The 18966-nt window shown below is 70.5% G+C and carries 15 protein-coding genes; 9 read left to right on the top strand and 6 right to left on the bottom strand.

Going from position 1 to position 18966, the window contains the following annotated elements; translation table 11 throughout:
* The first annotated feature begins 622 nt into the window (after positions 1–622).
* Both ACIBK4_RS48475 and ptsP read left to right on the top strand, forming a co-directional pair.
* The gene (locus ACIBK4_RS48475) at positions 623–1072 is read left to right on the top strand and encodes a PTS glucose transporter subunit IIA (RefSeq protein ID WP_399006236.1); all 450 of its coding nucleotides are present in this window, start codon (positions 623–625) and stop codon (positions 1070–1072) included.
* Positions 1073–1150: 78 nt separating this feature from the next.
* Positions 1151–2821 (top strand): phosphoenolpyruvate--protein phosphotransferase, encoded by a 1671-nt coding sequence (gene ptsP / locus ACIBK4_RS48470; protein WP_399006234.1) that lies wholly within the window; start codon positions 1151–1153, stop codon positions 2819–2821.
* A 71-nt stretch (positions 2822–2892) separates the two neighbouring features.
* Here ptsP and ACIBK4_RS48465 read toward each other — a convergent pair whose 3' ends face one another.
* Both ACIBK4_RS48465 and ACIBK4_RS48460 read right to left on the bottom strand, forming a co-directional pair.
* The gene (locus tag ACIBK4_RS48465; protein WP_399006232.1) at positions 2893–3789 is read right to left on the bottom strand and encodes a hypothetical protein; all 897 of its coding nucleotides are present in this window, start codon (positions 3787–3789) and stop codon (positions 2893–2895) included.
* Between the two features lie 22 nt (positions 3790–3811).
* The gene (locus tag ACIBK4_RS48460) at positions 3812–5020 is read right to left on the bottom strand and encodes an MFS transporter (RefSeq protein WP_399006230.1); all 1209 of its coding nucleotides are present in this window, start codon (positions 5018–5020) and stop codon (positions 3812–3814) included.
* A gap of 111 nt (positions 5021–5131) precedes the next feature.
* Between ACIBK4_RS48460 and ACIBK4_RS48455 the strand changes: the two genes are divergently transcribed.
* A complete protein-coding gene (locus tag ACIBK4_RS48455) occupies positions 5132–6451 on the top strand; it encodes an aminotransferase class I/II-fold pyridoxal phosphate-dependent enzyme (protein WP_399006229.1) in 1320 nt (439 codons plus the stop codon).
* A 21-nt stretch (positions 6452–6472) separates the two neighbouring features.
* On the opposite strand, the gene ACIBK4_RS48450 is transcribed toward ACIBK4_RS48455, so the two are convergent.
* On the bottom strand, positions 6473–8440 hold the full coding sequence (locus tag ACIBK4_RS48450; RefSeq protein WP_399006227.1) for an acetoacetate--CoA ligase: 1968 nt from the start codon (positions 8438–8440) through the stop codon (positions 6473–6475).
* Between the two features lie 214 nt (positions 8441–8654).
* Here ACIBK4_RS48450 and ACIBK4_RS48445 point away from each other — a divergent pair, with 214 nt between their 5' ends.
* The gene (locus tag ACIBK4_RS48445; protein WP_399006225.1) at positions 8655–11021 is read left to right on the top strand and encodes a TIM-barrel domain-containing protein; all 2367 of its coding nucleotides are present in this window, start codon (positions 8655–8657) and stop codon (positions 11019–11021) included.
* 2 nt (positions 11022–11023) lie between these two features.
* On the opposite strand, the gene ACIBK4_RS48440 is transcribed toward ACIBK4_RS48445, so the two are convergent.
* Complete coding sequence (locus ACIBK4_RS48440) at positions 11024–11560, bottom strand: NUDIX domain-containing protein (protein ID WP_366434402.1); 537 nt, start codon at positions 11558–11560, stop codon at positions 11024–11026.
* A gap of 235 nt (positions 11561–11795) precedes the next feature.
* Here ACIBK4_RS48440 and ACIBK4_RS48435 point away from each other — a divergent pair, with 235 nt between their 5' ends.
* From ACIBK4_RS48435 to glpK, 5 genes are all read left to right on the top strand, one after another.
* Complete coding sequence (locus ACIBK4_RS48435; protein WP_399006244.1) at positions 11796–12221, top strand: Zn-ribbon domain-containing OB-fold protein; 426 nt, start codon at positions 11796–11798, stop codon at positions 12219–12221.
* Positions 12218–13408, top strand: coding sequence for a lipid-transfer protein (locus ACIBK4_RS48430; protein WP_399006223.1), 1191 nt, complete (start codon positions 12218–12220; stop codon positions 13406–13408). The genes ACIBK4_RS48435 and ACIBK4_RS48430 overlap by 4 nt, the downstream gene beginning before the upstream one ends.
* 99 nt (positions 13409–13507) lie before the next feature.
* The gene (locus ACIBK4_RS48425) at positions 13508–15160 is read left to right on the top strand and encodes an EAL domain-containing protein (RefSeq protein WP_399006221.1); all 1653 of its coding nucleotides are present in this window, start codon (positions 13508–13510) and stop codon (positions 15158–15160) included.
* 335 nt (positions 15161–15495) lie between these two features.
* Positions 15496–16221 carry an MIP/aquaporin family protein gene (locus ACIBK4_RS48420; protein ID WP_019059636.1) on the top strand — a complete coding sequence of 242 codons (726 nt, stop codon included), beginning with the start codon at positions 15496–15498 and terminating at the stop codon, positions 16219–16221.
* An 80-nt stretch (positions 16222–16301) separates the two neighbouring features.
* Positions 16302–17813, top strand: a complete 1512-nt coding sequence (gene glpK / locus ACIBK4_RS48415; RefSeq protein WP_399006218.1) for a glycerol kinase GlpK — start codon at positions 16302–16304, stop codon at positions 17811–17813.
* 102 nt (positions 17814–17915) lie between these two features.
* Here glpK and ACIBK4_RS48410 read toward each other — a convergent pair whose 3' ends face one another.
* Positions 17916–18521, bottom strand: coding sequence for a GTP-binding protein (locus tag ACIBK4_RS48410; RefSeq protein WP_399006216.1), 606 nt, complete (start codon positions 18519–18521; stop codon positions 17916–17918).
* Positions 18522–18569: 48 nt separating this feature from the next.
* Positions 18570–18965, bottom strand: a complete 396-nt coding sequence (locus ACIBK4_RS48405) for a DUF742 domain-containing protein (protein ID WP_366434396.1) — start codon at positions 18963–18965, stop codon at positions 18570–18572.
* Between the last annotated feature and the right edge of the window lies 1 nt (position 18966).

Below are 18966 nucleotides of genomic sequence, written 5' to 3'. Positions count from 1 at the left end.
TGTTAAGCACGCCGCCAGCGTTCGTCCTGAGCCAGGATCAAACTCTCCGTGAATGTTTTCCCGTAATCGGGACCACACACACGAGAGCGGAACAGTCAGGCGGAATAAGCCCGACCGTTCACAGCGTCCTCGCTGTATGTATTTCTTCAAAGGAACCTCGCCCCAACCATCGAAATGATGACTGGAGACGGGGTATCAACATATCTGGCGTTGATTTTTGGCACGCTGTTGAGTTCTCAAGGAACGGACGCTTCCTTTGTACTCACCCTCTCAGGCTTTCCTCCGGGCTTCCCTTCGGTGTTCCAAACTCTATCAGTGTTTTTCCGGCCCCCTGACCACCGTCCCGCAGGCATGCGGAAGATGACCCCGGGATAGGATCTGACAAGTTGGGTGCTGCCAGGCCAAGCAAAGACGCTTGGTCGCGTCGCTCGGCCTCAAGCAGGAGTACGACTGTACATGCGGCCGTAGAGCAGGTGCAAATCGATTAGAGGTGTGGTCTAGACCACTAATCCGGACCTCTCGGGCGGAACCGTTACTACATATGACATACCCTGCTGCTCAGTGTGCCGTCCGGGACAGGTAGTGACGGCCCCATCACATTTCCACCCCTGGGAGGCTTCCCATGACCAGCGTGACGTCCCCTCTCGCAGGACGTGCCATCGGACTGGCCGCGGTGCCGGATCCGGTCTTCTCCGGAGCCATGGTCGGCCCCGGCACGGCCATCGACCCCGTACGTGAGCCTTCCGAGGCCGTTTCGCCCGTGGACGGAGTCATCGTCTCCCTCCACCCGCACGCCTTCGTCGTCGTGGACGGTGAGGGGCACGGTGTGCTCACGCACCTCGGTATCGACACCGTGCAGCTCAATGGCGAGGGCTTCGAGCTGCTCGTCAACAAGGGCGACACCGTGACCCGCGGCCAGAGCGTCGTGCGCTGGAACCCGGCCGCCGTCGAGGCCGCCGGCAAGTCCCCGGTGTGCCCGATTGTGGCTCTCGAAGCGACCGCCGAGTCTCTCTCCGACCTCCGCGAGGACGGCGATGTGAAGACCGGCGACAGTCTCTTCAGCTGGGAGTGACGTCAGTGCCGTCGTATGACGGTGAGCAGGACAACCACCGCGGCGGCGGGACCCGCCGCACTATCGGAGACGGGTGAGATGGAGACAACGCTGCGAGGCGTCGGTGTGAGCCACGGTGTGGCGATCGGCGAGGTTCGGCACATGGGGACGGCGGTTCTGGAACCGCCTGCCAAGCAGATTCCGGTGGAGGACGCGGAGCGCGAACAGGGGCGCGCCCGCCAAGCCGTGGACGCTGTGGCGGCCGACCTGATGGCGCGCGGCAATCTGGCGGGGGGCGAAGCCCAGGCAGTGCTCGAAGCGCAGGCCATGATGGCCCAGGACCCCGAACTGATGGCGGACGTGGAACGCCGTATCGCGGTCGGCAGTACGGCGGAGCGGGCGGTGTACGACGCCTTCGCCGCCTACCGTGCTCTGCTGGCCGGTGCCGGTGAGTATCTCGCCGGTCGGGTGGCCGACCTCGATGACGTGCGGAACCGTATCGTCGCCCGGTTGCTCGGGGTGCCGATGCCGGGTGTTCCGGACAGCGACGAGCCGTACGTTCTTATTGCCCGTGATCTCGCGCCTGCCGATACGGCGCTGTTGGACCCGGCGCTGGTGCTCGGGTTCGTCACCGAGGAGGGCGGGCCGACGAGTCACAGCGCGATTCTGGCGCGGGCGCTCGGTGTGCCGGCCGTGGTGGCGTTGCCGGGGGCCGGGGAGTTGGCCGAGGGCACGGTGGTCGCCGTTGACGGCAGCACTGGCGAGATCTTCGTGAACCCGAGTGCCGAGAAGAAGGCGCAGCTGGAGGCCGCGGCCGCCGCGCGCAAGGCCGCGCTCTCCGCTTCCACGGGTCCGGGTGCCACCTCCGACGGGCACAAGGTGCCGTTGCTCGCCAATGTCGGCGGTCCTGCTGATGTACCGGCCGCGCTGGAGGCGGGGGCCGAAGGTGTGGGGCTGTTCCGTACCGAGTTCCTTTTCCTGGACGACAGCAAGAGCGCGCCGTCCGAGGAGAAGCAGGTCGAGGCCTACCGGCAGGTGCTTGAGGCGTTCCCCGAGGGACGTGTCGTCGTACGTGTGCTGGACGCGGGCGCGGACAAGCCGCTGGACTTCCTGACGCCGGCCGACGAGCCGAACCCGGCACTGGGTGTGCGGGGTCTGCGGTCGCTGCTCGACCACCCGGACGTATTGCGTACCCAGCTGACGGCGCTCGCGAAGGCCGCCGAGGGCTTGCCCGTCTATCTGGAAGTCATGGCTCCGATGGTCGCGGACCGCGCGGACGCGAAGGCGTTCGCGGACGCGTGCCGGGAGGCCGGGCTGCGGGCCAAGTTCGGTGCCATGGTGGAGATTCCGTCGGCCGCGCTGCGGGCGCGCTCGATTCTGCAGGAGGTCGAGTTCCTGTCGCTGGGGACCAACGACCTCGCGCAGTACACCTTCGCCGCGGACCGTCAGGTGGGTGCGGTGTCCCGTCTCCAGGATCCGTGGCAGCCCGCGCTGCTCGACCTGGTCGCGATGTCCGCCGAGGGGGCGAAGGCCGAGGGCAAGAGCTGTGGTGTCTGCGGTGAGGCCGCGTCCGACCCGCTGCTGGCTTGTGTGCTGACCGGTCTGGGGGTCACCTCCCTTTCCATGGGTGCGGCTTCGATTCCTTATGTACGGACGACGTTGGCGAAGTACACGCTGGCGCAGTGCGAGCGGGCCGCGTTGGCAGCGCGGGCCGCGGACAGTGCCGAAGAGGCGCGTGCGGCGGCTCAGGCGGTGCTGTCCGGCGAGTAGTCGGGCCAACGGCACGTTGTCGGCTGTGTTCCAGGGGCGCCTCACCAGTGGGTGGGGCGCCCCTGGCGTGTTCAGTGGTGGTGTCCTCCTTGGGGTGGCTCCAGGTCTCCGAGGTCCGGTGGTGCGCAGTAGTCGACGCCTGATTCCGGGGAGATGAGGTCGCCGGATTCGACGTCGGTGCAGTAGGCGTCGAAGACCTCGCCGGCGGTCAGGGCTTCCAGGCCGTCGCCGCGCAGGCGCCAGCCGTAGATGCAGTCGGTGGTGTTGGGGCTGGTGGTGCGCATGACGAGGCCGCCGGGGCTTCGGGTGGCGAGGCCGAGGGCGAGGACCGTGGTGAATTCCAGGGCCTCGGCGTCGTCCAGGTGCGTGGTTCCCGCCTCGTCCTGGTCGGCGTGGAGGACGGAGACGAGGGTTTCCGGTGGTCCCGAGACGCTGCAGACGAGGTGTCGGTTGCCGGGGCGGGCTGTGTCGAGGATGCGGACAAGGAGGTCGGAGGCCCGGGTGAAGGCCGCGCGGCCGATGTCCTCGCCGCAGGAGGCGCAGGCGCCGAGGCGGGACAGGAGTGTGGTCGCGTACTCCCAGGTCGCCTGGCGGACGGCCTCGTCGACCAGGGCCGGGAGGAGGTCGGCCAGTGGCTGGCCTTCGTAGAGCAGGGTCGGGCCGGTGGCCGCGAGTTCGGCGGTGAAGCGGGTTCGGCTCGACGGGTGGTCGGGTTCGAGGCCGCTGCCGGCGCAGAACTCGGCGTATTCCTGCGGGTCGAAGAGGGCCACGCTGGTGTGGCTGCCCTGGGAGGCGCGGCTCCTGAGGAGGGTCTCCACCTGCTGGAGGTAGGCGGTGTGGTCGTCGAAGGTGAAGCTGCGATAGCGCCGCATGGCGCTGAAGTCCTGCTCGTCGGTCAACAGGCCGATGGTGCCCGCGATTTCGCGGCGCAGAACGCGTCGCATGGTCTGGTGGTCGGTGTTAGCCATGTTTCCCCCTGTGCACGGTCGATCAATGCTCACTCACAGTAACCGGCGGCACTGACAACGGCGTCCGAGCGAGTGGCTCGCGGACCAGGCGGTGTTGAATCATGCAGGTCAGAGCGATGGCGGCGCCGAAGACGGTCCAGCCGAGGGGGCCGGTGGCGATGGCCGCGGTGACCGCGAGTGGGCCGATGCTGCGCTGGGTGGACTGGGCGAGTCCGTGCACGCCGAGGTAGGCGCCCTGCGCGGTGTCGGGTGCGAGGGCGACGGAGAGCTCCCACGAGATCGTGGCGTGCAGCATCTCGGCCATGGTGAAGGCGGCTGCCGAGACGGTGAGGAGGAGCGCGGCGGTGACGGCTCCGCCGGTGGCCGAGAGCGCCAGGGTGCAGCCGCCCAGGGCGAAGGCGGCGGAGAGCGGTATCAGCAGGTTGCGGGTGGCCGCCGTCGTGGTGGCGAAGCGGGCCATGGGAACGATGAGCGCCACCACCATCACGTTGTTGAGGACCATCAGCAGGGGTGCCAGTCCGTGCGGTGCGTTGCTGGCGTGGGCGATCCACAGCGGCAGACCGACCTTGAAGACGGCGTCGTCGAGGAAGAGGACGGTTTCGGTCGCGACGTAGGCGAGGTAGGTGCGGTCGCGCCAGGGGTTCGGGGGCTTGCTCGCGAGTGTCGTGTCTTTTGACGTCCTCACGGTGCGCTGTGGCGACGGCGGTTCGCCGCAGCGCAGGGTAAGGGTCGCGACCGCGACGAAGGAGAGGGAGTCGCCGAGGAGGAGCCAGTGGTAGGCGGCGGTCGTGCCGAGGGCGAGGGCGCCCGCGGCGGTGAGGCCGCCCAGGGCCCAGCCCGCGTTGGCCGCGGTGCGGCTGATGGCCTGGTAGCGGATACGGTCCGGGCCTGCCACGCGGGTGGCGTAGAGCTTGGTGAGCACGTTGGCGGCGCGGTCCCCGAAACCGCCGGCGGCCGAGAAGACGATCAGCAGGACGTAGTTGTCCGTGGTGAGCAGGGCGAACGAGGCCAGGGCGCGCAGGAGTTGGAGGGCGACGAGGACGCGGGTGAGCGGGAACCGGTCGGCGAGGCGGCCGCCCAGGGGTGCGCCGGCGATGCCGATGGCTCCGGCGATCGCGGCGAGGGTGCCCACCTGGGCGACGGAGAGGTGGGAGACGTAGGTGAAGTACAGGACGGAGACGGAGGCCCATAGTCCGCTGCCGGTGCGGTCGACGAGGGCGATCGCGAGCATTCTGCGGCCGTCGCGTCCTCCAGGAATGCGTTTCGGCCGTACGGCTGCGCGACTCGGCGTATCCACTGCTCCCCCTTGCGCTGAATTATGTATTGATACATAGTGATCGACGTGGCAATACAATATGCGATCACTGGTACGACGGCCAAGGGGATTGCCGCGTCCGTCGAACGGCGTGTGGCCGAAGGGGCGTTGGGGCCGGGTGCCGCGCTGCCTCCGGTGCGGCGGCTCGCGGACGAACTCGGGGTGAGTCCGGGGACCGTCGCAACGGCGTACAAGGAGCTGCGGCAGCGGGGCATCGTCGTCACGCGCGGGCGCGGCGGGACGGTGGTGGCGCAGGCTCCGGCGGTGGCGTCGCGGCGGCCGCCCCGGGTCCCGGAAGGCCTGCGGGATCTGGCCGGCGGGCACCCTGATCCCGCGTTCCTGCCTGCTCTGGTGCCGCCCTCGCGGTTGTCCCCGGGGGCGCGGTCCCACCGGTCGACGCCGCGGCTGGCGCGGTTGGAGGAGGCCGTACGGTACTGGCTTCGGCCCGATGGTGTGCCCGTGGAACACGTGACCTTCGCGCACGGGGCGCTGGATCTGATCGGGCGGCTGCTGTCCGTGGAGTTGCGGCCCGGTGATGCCGTAGCCATGGAGGACCCCGGTTATCACCATCTCCTGGATCTGGTCACGGCGTTGGGGCTGCGCATGGTGCCGGTCGCCGTGGACGACGAGGGTCTACGGCCGGATGCCCTGCGCGCGGCGCTGCGGGTGGGTGTGCGCGCCGTGGTGTGCAGTCCTCGGGCGCAGAATCCCTACGGGGGCTGCTTCTCGGAGGCGCGCCGGGACGCGCTCGTCGAGGTACTCAGGGACGAGCCGGAGGTGCTGGTCGTGGAGAACGACCACGCGTCCGCCGTGGCGAGCGCTCCCCTCTGGTCGCTGGCGTCCGGTGGGCTGTCGCGGTGGGTGCATGTGCGGACGGTGAGCAAGTTCCTCGGCACCGACCTGCGGTGGGCCGCAGCGGCCTGCGATCCGATCACGTTGGCGCGGCACGACGGGCGGTTGTTGCTGACGTCCGGCTGGGTCAGTCATCTCCTCCAGGAGACCGTCCACGGGCTGATGACGGACGACGGCACGCGCGCGTTGGTCACGCGCGCGCAGGAGGAGTACGCGCTGCGCCGGGAGGCCCTCCGCAGGGAGCTGAGCGAGCGGGGAACCGAGGCGCACGGGGCGAGCGGCATGAACCTCTGGGTGCCCGTGCGGGACGAGTCCGCCGTGGTCAACGGGCTGCGGTCGTACGGCTGGTGGGTCGCCTCCGGTGCGCGGTTCCGGCTGTCGTCCGAGCCGGGCGTACGGATCTCCGTCGCCGACCTCGAACCGGCCGACGCGACGCGGCTGGCCTCGGACTTCGCCGCTGTGCTCGGTGAGTCCGAGGCCACCTATGGAGGGTGATCGTCCTCTACGGGAGGCCGATCAGGCGCGTTTGCGGGCGAGTTCCTCGTAGAAGCTCAGCAGGTTGAGGTTGTCGATGGAGCCCGGGTTGACCGCCTTCTCCAACGGCGTGCCCTGGAGGAGGCGTTTGACGGGAACCTCGATGCGCTTCCCTGTAAGGGTGTGCGGGACGCCGGGGACCTCGATGACCTCGTCGGGCACGTGGCGCGGGGAGAGCTGTTCGCGGATCGTCTGCTTGATGCGGGCCAGGAGGGCGTCGTCGAGGACGGCTCCGGGGGCGAGGTGCACGAAGAGGGGCATCCAGTAGCCGCCGTCGGGCTGTTCGATGCCGATGACGAGGGACTCCTTGATCTCCGGGAGCCGTTCGACCGCTTCGTAGATGTCGGCCGAACCCATGCGCACGCCCTGCCGGTTGAGCGTGGAGTCGGAGCGGCCGTGGATGACGACGGAGCCCCGGGAGGTGACGGTGATCCAGTCGCCGTGGCGCCACACTCCGGGGTATGTGTCGAAGTAGCTGTCGTGGTAGCGGGTGCCGTCGGGGTCGTTCCAGAAGTAGATCGGCATGGACGGCATGGGGTTGGTGACCACGAGTTCGCCGACCTCGTCGACCAGGGGTTCGCCGTTAGGGTCCCAGGACTGGAGGTCGGTGCCGAGGCCGGGGGCCTGGAGTTCTCCGATGTACACCGGGAGGGTCGGTACGGCTCCCGCGAAGCAGGAGCAGACGTCCGTGCCGCCGCTGACCGAGGCGATCCACAGGTCGTCGCGTACCTCGTCGTGCAGCCAGCGGAACCCGTCGGGCGGCAGCGGTGATCCGGTGGTGGCGACGCACTTCACCTTGGAGAGGTCGAAGTCGCTCGACGGGTGCACGCCTGCCTTGCGGCAGGCCATGACGTAGGCGGCCGAGGTGCCGTAGAGGGTCGCTCCGGTGCGTTCGGCGATGCGCCACTGGGCGCCGGTGTCGGGGTACCCGGGGCTGCCGTCGTAGAGGACGATCGTCGTGCCGGTCAGGAGGCCGGAGACGAGGAAGTTCCACATCATCCAGCCGGTGGACGTGTACCAGAAGAAGCGGTCCTCGGGGCCCAGGTCGCAGTGCAGGCCGAGTTGTTTGAGGTGTTCTACGAGGATGCCGCCCTGGGACTGGACGATGGCCTTGGGGAGGCCGGTCGTGCCCGAGGAGTAGAGCACCCAGAGAGGGTGCTCGAAGGGGACCTCTTCGAAGACCGGCTCCACGTTGGCCGAGGTCAGGGACGACCACTCCAGGGCGCCTTCGGGGGCGTCGGTTCCCAGGAGGGGGATGTGGACGACGGCGCGCAGGGTGGGCAGTTCGCGGCGGAGTTCGGCGACCGTGTCGCGGCGGTCGTGCTCCTTGCCGCCGTAGCGGTAGCCGTCGACGGTGAACAGGACAACCGGTTCGACCTGTTGGAAGCGGTCCAGGACGCTGCGGGCGCCGAAGTCGGGGGCGCAGGAGGTCCAGACGCCCCCCACGGCGGCTGTGGCGAGCAGGGCGACGACGGCCTGCGGGATGTTCGGGAGGTAGCCGCTGACGCGGTCTCCGGGGCGTACGCCGAGGGTGCGCAGTTCGGCGGCCAGGGAGCCGACCTGGCGGCGCAGCTCCGCCCAGGTGACCGGGCTCGGCTCGTGCGTCTCGTCGACGTACAGGAGGGCTGGTTCGTGGGCGCGGGTCTCCGCCGCGCGCAGGGCGTGCTCGGCGTAGTTGAGGGTCGCTCCGGGGAACCAGTGGGCGCCGGGCATCGAGCGGTCGCCGAGCACGCGCGCGTAGGGGGTCGAGAAGCGGACGTCGAACCACTCGGTGACGGCCTGCCAGAACGTGTCCAGTTCGTCGACGGACCAGCGGTGCAGTGCCGCGTAGCCGCCGTCGGAGGGCGCTCCGTGGTGTTCCGCCGCCCAGGACTGGAACTTGGTGACCTGTGCCTGGGCGATGCGTTCCGGATCTGGCTGCCAGAGCGGCAGGGGGTTCGCGGTCGACATGGGGCGGCTCCCGGGACTGTGCGCGTCGTGTGCGTCGGTCGCGCACGTGCGGGGGTGTGCGCGTGACGCGGCTGACACGGACGATGCCATGTGATCGACTTCTGCACCAGGGCGCGCCCCAGATGGTCCGTGTCGTGAAGATGTGGTCCCACCACGGGTGAACGGCAGTTGAACGACACGGTTATCCGGGGCCTGTAATGGCAGGGTGAGCAGCATGGACGGTCGTGACCTGGTGCGTTCGGTGAAGGTGGTCGGTTCGACGGGGGCGGCGCAGGGTTTGCGTACCGTACGGGCGGCGTGGCGCATGAGGCGTGCCGACGCCTCCGGGCTGCCCTCGCGAGGGGCGGAGCGCGCCCGGGTACCGGGGCCGGTGCGGGAGGCGGAGCCCGGGCCCGGCGGCGGGGTCGTCCGGTTCAGCCGTTCCGAGCTGCGCATCACCGTCGCCGCGAACGGGGCCGTCTTCTGGGGCTGGGACGGGGCCGGTCCCGAGCCGTCGTACGCGCTCGGGGGGCGGTGTCCCGAGCCGGATCCCCGGGCGGTCCTGGAGCCGGACAAGGACGGCGGCTGGCGGGTCGTGGCGGAGCGGGTGACGGTCGCGGTGTCGCGGCACGGCGCGGTCGAGGTGCGTACGCCCGGAGGTGTGACGCTGCGCCGGGATCTGCCGCCGCGCTGGTGGGAACCGGTGGGCGGGGGCACGGCGCGCTGGATGCAGCGCTCGGAGGTGGCGGCGGACGCCCGCTTCTTCGGGCTCGGCGGGCGCGCTTCGGGCCCTCGCTTGCGCGACGGGACGTACCGGCTGTGGAACACCGACCCGGGGCATGCGTTCGAGCCGGGTGACGATCCGCTGTACGTCACCATGCCGGTGCAGTTGGTCGTCGCCGACGCGGCCACCCACCTGGTGTTCCACGACACCTCCTGGGACGGCACGGTGACGCTGCGGGAGGGCGAGGAGGGTGCCGGTTCCGGGCACGACCGCGCCGGGGCGTCCGAGTTGCGGATGGACGGCGGTCCGCTGCGCTGCTGGGTGGTGGTGGGCACCCCCGCGCGCGTGCTGCACGCCTGGGCCTCGCTGACCGGGGCTCCCGCGCTGCCGCCGGCGTGGGCGCTGGGGCACCATCACGCACGGTGGGGCTTCGGCAGCGATCAGGAGGTGCGGCGGATCGTCGCCGGCTACCAGGAGCGCGGTCTGCCGCTGGACGCCGTCCACCTGGACATCGACCACTACGACGAGCACCAGGTGTTCACGGTCGACCACGAGCGCTTCCCGCAACTGCCGGTGCTCGCCGAGGAGTTGCGACGCGACGGCATCCGCCTGGTGTCGATCGTCGACCCCGCGGTGAAGGCCGAGCCCGGGAACGCCGTCTACGACAGCGGGACGGCCGAGGACGCCTTCGTGCGGGACGCCTCGGGGCGGCTGGTGCGGGGAGTCGTATGGCCCGGGGAGGCCGTTTTCCCGGACTTTACGCACGCGCGCGTGCGGGAGTGGTGGGGCGGGCTCTACAAGGAGCGGCTCGCGCAGGGGTTCACGGGGTTCTGGCACGACATGAACGAGCCGACGTCCTTCGCCGCCTTCGGGGAGTCGACGCTGCCGCGTTCGGCCCGGCACGACCTGGAGGGGCGGGGCGGCGACCATCGTGAGGCGCACAACGTGTACGCCCTGTGCATGGCCAGAGCCGCCTACGAGGCGTTGCGCGAACTGGCCCCCCAGGAGCGGCCGTTCCTCTTCTCGCGCTCCGGGTGGGCCGGAATGCAGTCCTACGGGGGCACCTGGTCCGGTGATGTGGCCACCGGCTGGCCCGGGTTGCGGGCCTCGCTGTCGCTGGTCATGGGGCTCGGGCTGTGCGGGGTGCCGTACTCGGGTCCGGATGTGGGCGGTTTCGACGGGAGTCCGTCGCCGGAGCTGTATCTGCGCTGGTTCCAACTCGGCGCGTATCTGCCGCTGTTCCGGACCCACGCGAGTCTGCGGGCGGGGCGTCGGGAGCCCTGGGAGTTCGGTGCCGAGGTGCTGGAGCACGCGCGCGTGGCACTCGTCGAACGGCGGCGGCTGTTGCCGTACTTCATGACGCTGGCCCATCTCGCGCGGCGGACCGGGGCACCCTATGTGCGGCCCCTGTGGTGGGGCGCTCCGGAGGACCGCGCGCTACGGGACTGCGAGGACGCCTTCCTGCTGGGCGACTGTCTCCTGGTGGCGCCGGTGCTCGATCCCGGGTCGGACCGGCGTGCGGTGCAGTTGCCGAGGGGGCGTTGGTACGACACGGAGACGGAGCGGGCCTACGAGGGGCCGGCCCAGATTCTCCTCGACGCCCCGTTGTCGCGGATCCCGGTGCTCGCGCGCGCGGGTGCCGTGTTGCCCGTGCGGGGCGCGGGCGGCGGGCTGGAGCTGGAGGTGTGGGCGCCCGCCCGGGGGCGGACCGGGGGCGGGCTGGTGGTGCCGGACGCGGGCGACGGCTGGGACGAACCGGAGATCGAGCGGTACGTCGCCCGCTGGGAGGGCCGGCAGGTGGTCGTGGAGCGGGAGGACGAGGACGGCGTGAGCGCGCCGTCCTACCCGGTCCGGGTGCGAGGGCTCGGTGCGGGCTGAGCTCAGAGGTACCGGCCTTCGAACCAGGCCCTGACGGCCACGGAGTGCAGCGGGAAGGCGAGTTCCTCCGGTCTGCGCAGGAGGTGCCAGCCCTCCGTCTCGTCGGTGGCGACGGACTTGGGCAGCCCCTCGACGGGGCGCTCGGGGAGGGCCCCGAAGAGCAGCAGATGGCCGTCGGGCGAGCTGATGGCGTCGACGAGCCGTACGTCGCGGCTCGCGGCGTCGATGCCCGTCTCCTCCCTGAGTTCGCGGACGAGGGCCTGTCGCCAGTCCTCGCGGTCGTCGACGTAACCGCCCGGCAGGGCGACGCCTCCGCGCGCGGGGGCGACGGTTCGGGTGATGACGACCAGGGCGGTGCCCTTGGTGTCGTACACGGGCTGGAGTGCGACGGCTACGGGCAGCGGGTTGCGGTACGCGACGGTGCCGCAGGCCGGGCAGGTGCGGGGCCAGCCGGAGACGCCCTCTCCGTAGGGCGATCCGCAGCTCGAACAGTGGCTGTTCGGCCCGGAGTTGGGGACGGAGGCTTGAGTTTCGGACACCCGGCGGACTGTATCCGATCAAGCGGAGGGCGTCTTTCCGGGGGCCGTGCGCGTGAACGGGAAACGGCCGGAACCACCCCCGTGGGCCCCGGCCGTCCCTCCCGCTATCACGACGCCGTAAGTGGCTCGATGGTTCACCGAAACGCCCTGCTCATTTTCCGTTGCCCGTGGCACACTTCTGACGTTCCGTCAGATCCAGTGCTGTGGAGGGACGTTGTCGCGGACACGCACACCTGTGGTCACCGATTGGTTCACCGGGGACGGGGACGACTTCCGGCTGCTGGGCACGCGCTGCTCGGCGTGCGCCTCGGTCTTCTTCCCGCGTGAGGACGGCCATTGCCGCAATCCCGCCTGCGGGGGCGGCGAACTGGCCGAGGTCCCGCTGTCGCGGCACGGCCGTGTCTGGTCCTACACGGACAGCCGATATCGGCCACCGTCACCGTATGTGACCGATCCGGAACTTCCGTGGGAACCGTACGCGTTGATCGCTGTGGAGCTGGAGTCCGAGCGGATCGTGGTGCTGGGACAGGCGGTTCCCGGGATCACCGTCTCCGATCTGACGGTGGGCATGGAGGTGGAGGTCGTCCCCGGCGTGCTGAGCGAGGACGCGGAGACGACCTGGACGACCTGGCACTGGCGGCCTACGGGGGTGGCGGAATGACGGCGGACGTGGCGGTGCTCGGTGCGGGCATGCACCCCTGGGGGAAGTGGGGGCGCGGCTTCGTCGAGTACGGGACGGCGGCGGCCCGGGCGGCGCTCGCCGACGCCGGGCTGGAGTGGCGGGACGTCGGCTCGATCGTCGGCGCGGACACGGTGCGTGGCGGGTACCCGGGGTATGTGGCGGGCGCGACGTTCGCGAAGGCGCTGGGCTGGCAGGGCGCCCGGGTGGCGAGCGTCTACGCGGCGTGCGCGTCCGGGGCGCAGGCGGTCAACGCGGCGCGGGCGCAGATCCTTTCGGGGCTCGCGGACGTGGTGCTGGTCGTGGGTGCCGATGCCGCGCCCAAGGGGTTCTTCCGGCCGGCCGGCGGCGAGCGGCACGACGATCCGGACTGGCTGCGCTTCCGCGTCCTCGGGGCGACGAATCCGACGTACTTCGGGCTGTACGCGCGCCGGCGGATGGCCCTCTACGGGGACACCCCTGAGGACTTCGCGCAGGTCAAGGTGAAGAACGCGGCCCTGGGGGCGCTGAATCCGTACGCGCGCTACCGCAAGCGGGTCTCCGCCGAGGAGGTCGCCGCCTCCGCGGTGGTCGCCGATCCGCTGCGACTGCTGGACATCTGCGCCACCTCGGACGGCGGTGCCGCCCTGGTGCTGTCCAGCATGGAGTTCGCGCGCCGGCACGGGGCGGCGGACCCGGTGCGGATCCGGGCGGTGTCCACAGTGACGCCGCGCTATCCCAACACGGTGCTGGACCTCCCGGACATCGCCACGGACTCCGCGGCGGGCGCGCCGGCGCCGGACGAGACCTTCCGTGCGTCGATCGCGCGCGCGGCCTACGAGGAGGCGGGCGTCGGCCCCGAAGAGCTCTCCCTGGCCGAGGTGTACGACCTGTCCACCGCCCTGGAGTTGCAGTGGTACGAGGACCTGGGGCTGTGCGGCGAGGGCGAGGGCGCCAAGCTGCTCCGGGAGGGCGCGACAGCTGTGGGCGGGCGCATACCGGTGAACGCGAGCGGTGGACTGGCCTCCTTCGGGGAGGCGGTTCCGGCGCAGGCGATCGCCCAGGTCTGCGAGTTGACCTGGCAGTTGCGGGGCAACGCGGGCGACCGGCAGGTCGCGGGGGCGCGGGTGGGGCTCACCGCGAACCAGGGGCTGTTCGGGCACGGGTCGGCGGTGCTCGCCGTGCGGTGACCGGCGGCGGGCCGGGCACGCCGTGTGATCGGGCCGCAGGCTGCGTGAACGTCTTATGAACTGGCCCTGGACGTACGCCGGTGGCGTCATCATGCTGCCGTGCGCTCCTCGACGGACACTCTCCGCTTCGCCTTCCAGCCAGTGGTCAATCTGACCACCGGAGGAATCGCGGGGCTGGAGATCCTCGTCCGCCCGGAGACCGGCGACATCCTCGCCGAGGCCCGCCGCGACCCCGAACTCGACGGCAGGCTGGCCGTGTTGGCGGTCCGCGCCGCCGCACGCAAGGAGACGCTGCTGCCGCTGCACATCAACGTGTTCGCCGGCACCCTCGCCGACCTCGGCGGGCTCACCCCGCTGCACAGGGCGGTGCGTGAGGCGGGACGGCTCCCGTGGGAAGTCACGATCGACATCGGCCCGCCGTACACGCACGTGCCCCGACGGGCGCTCCTGGAGGCGGTGTCCGAGCTGCGGGGCCAGGGGTTCCGGATCTGTACGGACGGCGTCGGCGACGGTGACGTACCCCTGCGGCTGCTCACGGATCTCGCGCCCGACCTGGTGAAGCTCGACGCGTCGCTGCTGGAGCGGCCGGCCGCGGTGCGGGCGATGCGGACCCTGTGCGAGCAGTTGGGCGCCCTGCTGTCCGTGGAGGGCGTCGAGACCGAGGCGCAGTGCGCGACCGCGCGGGCGGCCGGGGCCCAGTTGGCGCAGGGCGAGCTGTTCGCGCCGGCGACCCGGGTGCCCGCCGCCGACGTATACGTTCCGGCGCGGGCTCCCGGCCTCGCGACGACACCGCCTTCCGGGCCGTGGGTGCGGGAGTTCGTGCGGCCTGCCGCACTGCTGCTCGACACCGCGTCCGCCGGTCAGGTGCGGGCGCTGCTGACCAGCTCGCCGGACGTCTCCGGAGTGGTGCTCGTGGACCGGGACGGGGTGCCGGTCCGGTCGGTGCACCGGTCGCGCTTCCTGCTGTCGATGTCGGGGCGCTACGGCCACGCCCTGTACGCCGACCGGCCCGCCGCCAAGCTCGGCGACGTGCCGCGGACGGTCGGCGACGACGCGACCGCCTGGGAGGTCCTGGACGTCGTCGCGGTCGGCGACGCGGACCGTACCTCGGACGACGTGGCGGTGGTCGACCGCTACGGGCGGTGCGTCGGCGTCGTACGACTCGCGGATCTGGTGCGGGCGTTGGCCGAGACGCGGGTGGAGGAGGCGGCGGGGCTCAATCCGCTGACCAGGCTGCCGGGTTCGGACGCGATCACCGGTGAGGTGGACCGGCGGATCGCGAACGGGCTGACGTTCGCGCTGAGTTGGCTGGATGTCGACCACTTCAAGCAGGTCAACGACGGGGCCGGGTTCGCGGCGGGCGACGAGCTGATCCGGTCGGTCGGGCGGGCCCTGCAGTCGGCGGCGGGCGGGCACACACGCGTGGGGCACATCGGCGGGGACGACTTCCTGGTGCTCACCGATCCGGAGGGGCTCGGTCCGTTGGCCGCCGCCGTGCTCGACGTGCCCTGGGAGGCGGGCGGCCGGGCCGTGACGCTGTCCTTGGCCACCGTCCTGTGCCTGCCGGGCAGTGTGACCGACCACCGGCAGGCGGCCGCGTGTCTGGCACCGCTGAAGAAGGCGGCGAAGGCGCTGGACGGCACGAGTTGGGTGCTGAGCCGGGCGGGACTGACCGAGTACGAGATCCTGCGCGGATCGCGCGTGACGCCCGCACAGGCCCCCCGCACGGCGGCGGAGTCCCCCGGGCGCTGAGCGCGGCCCGGAGGCTCCCTACGGGGCTTGAGGGGCCGTCAGGGCGGGTGTCACCGTTGCCGTCCGCGACCTTGACGCTCCCTGGGTGCCGGTGAACACTTCCCGGTGTCGGTCGACATCGCCGTACATTCTCGGCGTACCAGGCACTGCGCCGCGCGGGCTCCGCCTGCGCTCAGGCCCACTTTCCACGGGCGATTCGGCTGCGACGGCACGCTCGTCACGGACGCCGGGCGGGGCTCGGGACCCTCCCTGCCTTCGGCTGAAGTCGCCAAGGGAACCGCACCCTGCACGGAGGACCGGGGCCAACCGTCCCGGGCGAGAGCCTAGGAGCCGCCATGAGCAATGGAGACATATTCCTCGGTGAGGTCATTGGCACCGCGATCCTGATCCTCTTCGGCGCCGGCGTGGTCGCCGCCGTCGTACTCAACTACTCGAAGGCGAAGGACGGCGGCTGGATCGTCATCGCGTTCGGCTGGGGCTTCGGCGTGATGGCCGGGGCGTACACCGCCGCACCGCTGTCCGGCGGGCAGCTCAATCCGGCGGTGACGATCGGCATCGCCATCGACACCGGGAAGTGGGACAAGGTCCCGCTCTACATCGCCGGTCAGATGGTCGGCGCCATGCTCGGCGCGGTGCTGTGCTGGCTCGTCTACTACGCGCAGTTCCAGGCCAACGCCGAGGAGGAGATGGCCCAGCCCACGCTCGGGATCTTCTCCACCACGCCCACGATCCGCAACGTGGTGGCGAACCTGATGACGGAGATCATCGCGACGATCGCACTTGTCCTGCCGATCCTGGCCTTCGGGCTCACCAAGGGACTCGGTACGTCCGGCACCGCGGTACTGGTCGTGTCCTTCCTGGTGGTCGGCATCGGTCTGTCACTGGGCGGTCCCACCGGGTACGCCATCAACCCGGCCCGCGACCTGGGCCCGCGCATCGTCCACGCGCTGCTCCCGATCCCGAACAAGGGCACCTCGGACTGGGGTTACGCGTGGATCCCGGTGGTGGGACCGCTGATCGGCGGGGCGCTCGCCGGAGTCATCTTCAACGCAGCCTTCTGACAACCGTCTTCCGAAAGCAGCCCTCCGAAGGACCGGAGCAATTCTCCGGAGGATCCGAAGGACACGACAAAGGGGTCGTCATGACGGACAGGTTCGTCGCCGCAATCGACCAGGGCACCACCTCCAGCCGCTGCATCGTCTTCAACCAGGACGGCGCGATCGTCGCCGTCGACCAGCGCGAGCACCGCCAGATCTTCCCCAAGCCGGGCTGGGTGGAGCACGACGCCACCGAGATCTGGTCCAAGGTGCAGGCGGTGGTCGCCGGGGCGATCGCCAAGGCGGGACTGCGCGCCGACCAGTTGAGCGCGCTCGGCATCACCAACCAGCGGGAGACGACGGTCCTTTGGGACCGCGCCACCGGCAAACCCGTGCACAACGCCATCGTGTGGCAGGACACCCGCACCGCGGCCCTGTGCAAGCAACTGGGCGGCTCGGACGGGCCGGACCGGTTCCGCGAACAGACCGGGCTGCCGCTCGCCAGCTACTTCTCCGGCCCCAAGGCGGCCTGGCTGCTCGACAACGTGCCCGGCCTCAGGGACCGTGCCGAGCGCGGCGAGATCGCCTTCGGCACGATCGACTCCTGGCTGATCTGGAACCTCACCGGCGGCACCGACGGCGGCAAGCACGTCACCGACGTGACGAACGCCGGACGCACCATGCTGATGAACCTGGAGACCCTCCAGTGGGACCCGTCCATCCTCTCCGCGATGAACGTCCCCGAGGCGATCCTCCCCGAGATCAAGTCCTCCGCCGAGGTCTACGGCACCGCGGTCGGCCAACTCGCGGGCGTACCCGTCGCGTCGGCCCTGGGCGACCAGCAGGCGGCCGTGTTCGGTCAGGCCTGCTACGACGTGGGCACGGCGAAGAACACCTACGGCACGGGCAGCTTCCTGCTGCTCAACACCGGGAACCGGCCCGTCCCTTCGAAGAACGGGCTCCTCACGACGATGGGCTACAAGATCGGCGGGGAGGCGCCGGTCTACTGTCTGGAGGGATCGATCGCCATAACGGGCGCGCTCGTTCAGTGGTTCCGCGACCAACTCGGCATCATCCGCAGCGCCGACGAGATCGAGACCCTCGCCGCGAGCGTGGACGACAACGGCGGCGCGTACATCGTGCCCGCGTTCTCCGGTCTGTTCGCCCCCTACTGGCGTTCCGACGCGCGCGGCGTCGTCACCGGGCTGACCCGGTACGTGACGAAGGGCCACCTCGCGCGCGCGGTGCTGGAGGCGACGAGCTGGCAGACGCGGGAGGTCGTGGACGCCATGTTCCAGGACTCCGGGGTGCAGATCACCACCCTGAAGGTGGACGGCGGCATGACCAAGAACAACCTGCTGATGCAGCACCAGGCGGACGTGCTCGGCGTACCGGTGATCCGGCCCAAGGTCTCCGAGACGACCTGCCTGGGCGCCGCCTACGCGGCCGGGCTCGCCACCGGTGTCTGGAACGACCTGGACGAGCTGAAGGCGCACTGGCAGAAGGACGTCGAGTGGACGCCCTCCATGGAGGCGTCGGTACGGGACCGCGAGTACCACAACTGGCGCAAGGCGGTGGAGAAGAGCTTCGGCTGGGAGGAGGACGGCGACAACTAGGCACACGCGCGTGGGTCGTTCACGAGGCACACGCGTGTGCGTGTCCTTCCGCGAGCTGCGGCCCGTACCCCGGTCGGCGGGGGTACGGGTCGCGCCCGCGCCTCAACTCGTGACGCTCTGGCGGCGCTTCGCGCCGTAGGCCATCGCGTGCTGGACGACCTCGATGAGGACCTCCTTGACCGACGCGCGGTCGCGGGCGTCGCAGAGCATGAGGGGGACGTCCTCGTCGAGGTCGAGGGCCTGGCGTACGGCGTCCACGGGGTAACGGTCCGCGCCCTCGAAGCAGTTGACGCCGACGACGAAGGGGATGGAGCGCCGCTCGAAGTAGTCGAGGGCGGCGAAGCAGTCCTCCAGGCGGCGGGTGTCGGCGAGCACGACGGCGCCCAGGGAGCCCTCGGAGAGCTCGTCCCACATGAACCAGAACCGCTCCTGGCCCGGCGTACCGAAGAGGTACAGCACCAGGTCATCCCGCAGGGTGATACGGCCGAAGTCCATGGCCACGGTGGTGGTGTGCTTGCCCTCCACCCCGCTGGTGTCGTCGACCGGACGCCCTGCCTCGGTGAGCAGTTCCTCCGTGCGCAGCGGCCTGATCTCGCTGACCGCGCCGACGAGGGTCGTCTTGCCCACGCCGAAGCCGCCGGCCACCAGGATCTTGAGCGTGACGGGCTCGACCGGAGGCTTGCCTCGCTCAGAACGCCCGAAGATCATCGAACTTCTCTCCTGCTTGATGGGATTGGGGGGCGGTGTTCGAGCCGCTCACAGGGCCCGGAGGCCGGAGATGACGTCGCGCAGAATACTCTCGTCGACCAGTTCGGCAGGGGGGACGGGACGGGACACATGGACGAGTTCCTCGTCCACGAGGTCGCCGATGAGGACCCGTATCACCCCGATGGGCAGGTCGAGTTCGGCGGCGAGTTCGGCGACCGACTGCGGGGCGTCACGACAGAGACCGACGATGTCCACGTGCTCCGGGGACAACGTCTGGTCCGCTTCCGAGTCGTCCTCGTGGGACTCCGCGATCACCACCGCGATCAGGTCGAGGCGGTGCTGGGCCGCACTCGTGGTGCGGCCGCGCGTCATCGCGTACGGCCTGACGACCGGACCGGCCTCGTCGTCGAACCAGTGGCCTCTTCCCTGACCGTCTCTGCTCATG

This window comes from Streptomyces sp. NPDC050528, from assembly GCF_044457795.1.
In the GTDB taxonomy this organism is placed as follows: Bacteria; Actinomycetota; Actinomycetes; order Streptomycetales; family Streptomycetaceae; genus Streptomyces.
Note: the sequence above shows the minus strand (reverse complement) of the source record. Positions and strands in the feature narration are given on the sequence as shown.

What these genes read in the sequence shown, in the direction of transcription:
- ptsP (WP_399006234.1), top strand. Translation starts at nt 1,151, where the DNA reads ATGGAGACAACGCTGCGAGGCGTCGGTGTGAGCCACGGTGTGGCGATC.
- ACIBK4_RS48410 (WP_399006216.1), bottom strand. Translation starts at nt 18,521, where the DNA reads ATGATCTTCGGGCGTTCTGAGCGAGGCAAGCCTCCGGTCGAGCCCGTC.
- ACIBK4_RS48465 (WP_399006232.1), bottom strand. Translation starts at nt 3,789, where the DNA reads ATGGCTAACACCGACCACCAGACCATGCGACGCGTTCTGCGCCGCGAA.
- ACIBK4_RS48420 (WP_019059636.1), top strand. Translation starts at nt 15,496, where the DNA reads ATGAGCAATGGAGACATATTCCTCGGTGAGGTCATTGGCACCGCGATC.
- ACIBK4_RS48475 (WP_399006236.1), top strand. Translation starts at nt 623, where the DNA reads ATGACCAGCGTGACGTCCCCTCTCGCAGGACGTGCCATCGGACTGGCC.
- ACIBK4_RS48445 (WP_399006225.1), top strand. Translation starts at nt 8,655, where the DNA reads ATGGACGGTCGTGACCTGGTGCGTTCGGTGAAGGTGGTCGGTTCGACG.
- ACIBK4_RS48460 (WP_399006230.1), bottom strand. Translation starts at nt 5,020, where the DNA reads ATGCTCGCGATCGCCCTCGTCGACCGCACCGGCAGCGGACTATGGGCC.
- glpK (WP_399006218.1), top strand. Translation starts at nt 16,302, where the DNA reads ATGACGGACAGGTTCGTCGCCGCAATCGACCAGGGCACCACCTCCAGC.
- ACIBK4_RS48405 (WP_366434396.1), bottom strand. Translation starts at nt 18,965, where the DNA reads ATGAGCAGAGACGGTCAGGGAAGAGGCCACTGGTTCGACGACGAGGCC.
- ACIBK4_RS48450 (WP_399006227.1), bottom strand. Translation starts at nt 8,440, where the DNA reads ATGTCGACCGCGAACCCCCTGCCGCTCTGGCAGCCAGATCCGGAACGC.
- ACIBK4_RS48430 (WP_399006223.1), top strand. Translation starts at nt 12,218, where the DNA reads ATGACGGCGGACGTGGCGGTGCTCGGTGCGGGCATGCACCCCTGGGGG.